General features: G+C 39.8%; 3 protein-coding genes. 1 reads left to right on the forward strand and 2 read right to left on the reverse strand.

All coding sequences use genetic code 11. The features are described 5' to 3' along the window. Positions 1-21: 21 nt before the first annotated feature. Complete coding sequence (locus tag BFU02S_RS15580; RefSeq protein ID WP_066372661.1) at positions 22-492, reverse strand: cytochrome P450; 471 nt, start codon at positions 490-492, stop codon at positions 22-24. A 203-nt stretch (positions 493-695) separates the two neighbouring features. Here BFU02S_RS15580 and hemG point away from each other — a divergent pair, with 203 nt between their 5' ends. After that, entirely contained in the window at positions 696-2,072 is a 1,377-nt protein-coding gene (gene hemG / locus BFU02S_RS15585; RefSeq protein WP_066372662.1) for a protoporphyrinogen oxidase, read from the forward strand. 50 nt (positions 2,073-2,122) lie between these two features. Here the strand turns inward: hemG and BFU02S_RS17570 are convergent, their stop codons facing one another. Beyond that, complete coding sequence (locus BFU02S_RS17570) at positions 2,123-2,404, reverse strand: 3-oxoacyl-[acyl-carrier-protein] synthase III C-terminal domain-containing protein (RefSeq protein WP_084361162.1); 282 nt, start codon at positions 2,402-2,404, stop codon at positions 2,123-2,125. Between the last annotated feature and the right edge of the window lie 21 nt (positions 2,405-2,425).

Here is a 2,425-nt window from a genome sequence, read left to right on the forward strand (position 1 = left end):
ACTTAATCTAAGCTATCCTCTTTATTTCCGTGTAAATACGATTGGATATTCCACAAAACCATACATCTGCGGAGACGGTGTTCTCTTTATTTGCGCTCCTTCTTTTAATTTTAAATCCTTCATTTTTGCAAATATTCCTTCAAAGGCAATTTTTGCTTCTAAGCGGGCCAGTGGAGCTCCCAAACAAAAATGGATTCCTTTACCGAAAGTCAAATGCGGATTCGGTTTACGATCAATGATAAACTCATTCGGTTGAGAGAATTTCGCTTCGTCTCGATTTGCCGATGCAACCCAGATCGTAACAGCGTCCCCTTTTTTAATTGTCTTTTCATACAAAAAGATGTCCCAACAATTTCGATCAGGGTCAAAACGGACTGGATTATGTTTTCTCAGCTCCTCATATACTGGAAACGGGTATAGTTTTTTTTCATTTGAATCAATTTCTTTCATTTGCGTTAATGACGATAGATTGATTACTTTTTTCTCAGTCATAATAAAAATTTCTCCTTTTACGAATCCATTTTGAAAGTTCACAGTGTTTCGCCATTTTTAATATTTCTATATACAACTTGCATTTTACAAATTTATATGTGGATAACAAGTTACTTTTGAATCATCTTTGATGGTGCCTGACACTTTTCATGGTATGATACACTTAAAAGAGGCTAGTATGGAATTGATTAGAGGTGGCAGAAGTGAAAACAATCGTAGTGATCGGCGGCGGTGTAACAGGACTGTCGGCTATGTATGAATTACAAAAAAGGAAACAGTATAGAGACCTTAGGCTTATTTTAGTGGAAGCATCCCGTCAGCTTGGCGGAAAAATACGAACCGTAAGACAACATGGATTTATCATAGAAGCCGGAGCAGATTCCATTGTATCTCGTAAAATCGAGACCATGCCTATCATCGAAGAGCTTGGATTGGAACAGGAAATTGTCTACAATGCGACGGGCCGCTCCTTTATTTACACAGACGGAGAGCTGAAACCGATCCCTGAAGATTCGGTTTTCGGCATTCCCGCAAGCATTGAATCCTTGGCAAAGAGTACACTCATTTCAGCAGAAGGCAAAGTTGCAGCACTGAAGGATTTTTATACCAAAAATGAAACCTTTACGAAAAACGATTCGATCGGTTCTTTTTTGGGGTATTTTCTTGGAACGGAACTAGTTGAAAAACAAATAGCTCCCGTCCTCTCCGGTGTGTATTCCGGAAACCTGAGTGACCTAACAATTGCGTCCACCCTTCCGTTTTTGATCGATTATAAGGAGCAATATGGAAGTATTATCAAAGGACTTGAAGCCAATAAACAGAAATTTAAAGGCGGGGAAAGGAAGTTTCTTTCGTTTCAAAACGGCTTAGACTCCCTGATTAATGCGTTTGAAGCAAAGCTTGGCGGCACTGAGATTTTAACAAATACTAAGGTGGAAAAAATCAAAAAAGAAGGCAGCCGTTATCACGTGATTCTCAACAATCAGGAAATCATCGAAGCCGATTACATGATCATGAGCATTCCGCATACAGCGGCAGAAATGTTAATTGATGATCCAGACATCAAACATGAATTTTCCCGATTGACAAACAGTTCCTTGATTAGTGTATATGTTGGATTCGACGTTCCCGATCAATTACTTCCTGCGGATGGCACAGGTTTCATTACCGCAAACACCGATGAATTGTCTTGTAATGCCTGCACTTGGACAAGCAGGAAATGGAAGCATACGTCAACATCGGGTAACCTCCTTATCAGGCTCTTTTATAAAAGCAGCCATCCTTCCTTTGCTTCTTTGAAAGATATGGATCAAGAAGAACTGCTGAAGGTAGCGCTCGAAGATATTCACAAATCCCTTGGGATCCGCGCTAAGCCGATTGCCACTGAAGTGACCAAATGGACGGGACAAATGCCGAATTATTTGATTACCCATCCAAAAAGTGTCAGATCACTTGAAACCAGAATGGCAGCCACCTACCCGGGAATCCTCCTTGCCGGCTGTTCCTATTATGGCGTAGGGATCCCAGACTGCATCGAAAACGGAATCGAAACAGCAAGGAAGATTATTCAAATGCTTTGATAGGGAAAGGATAGCTGTAGGATGGAAGCTATCCTTTTTATATTTTATAACTACCGTATATTCCATTTTAAAATGAGACCTAGATGTGTTAGTCCTCCTCCAAAGCCATATAATAATAAAGTATCACCATATTGGACTTTCCCTTCCTCTATTCCTAAATTCAGAGCTTTAGATGCATATTCCTCGTTTCCAACAATTCTTCTTTCCTTTATACCCGTCCTTTGAACAATCCATTCATCATTCGTGTCCACCATCTTTTCCAAGTCTTCATTTAATAATTTCTTTGGAGGAACATAGGTACCAATCGCTGTAATACGGGCTTTAGATTTCATCATAAAAGTACACCTCATTTC

The organism is Neobacillus fumarioli NBRC 102428 (assembly GCF_001591485.1).
Taxonomy (GTDB): domain Bacteria; phylum Bacillota; class Bacilli; order Bacillales; family Cytobacillaceae; genus Neobacillus; species Neobacillus fumarioli.

Excerpts from the sequence above, each read along its gene's own strand:
- BFU02S_RS15580 (WP_066372661.1), bottom strand. The coding sequence starts at position 492 with ATGACTGAGAAAAAAGTAATCAATCTATCGTCATTAACGCAAATGAAA.
- BFU02S_RS17570 (WP_084361162.1), bottom strand. The coding sequence starts at position 2,404 with ATGAAATCTAAAGCCCGTATTACAGCGATTGGTACCTATGTTCCTCCA.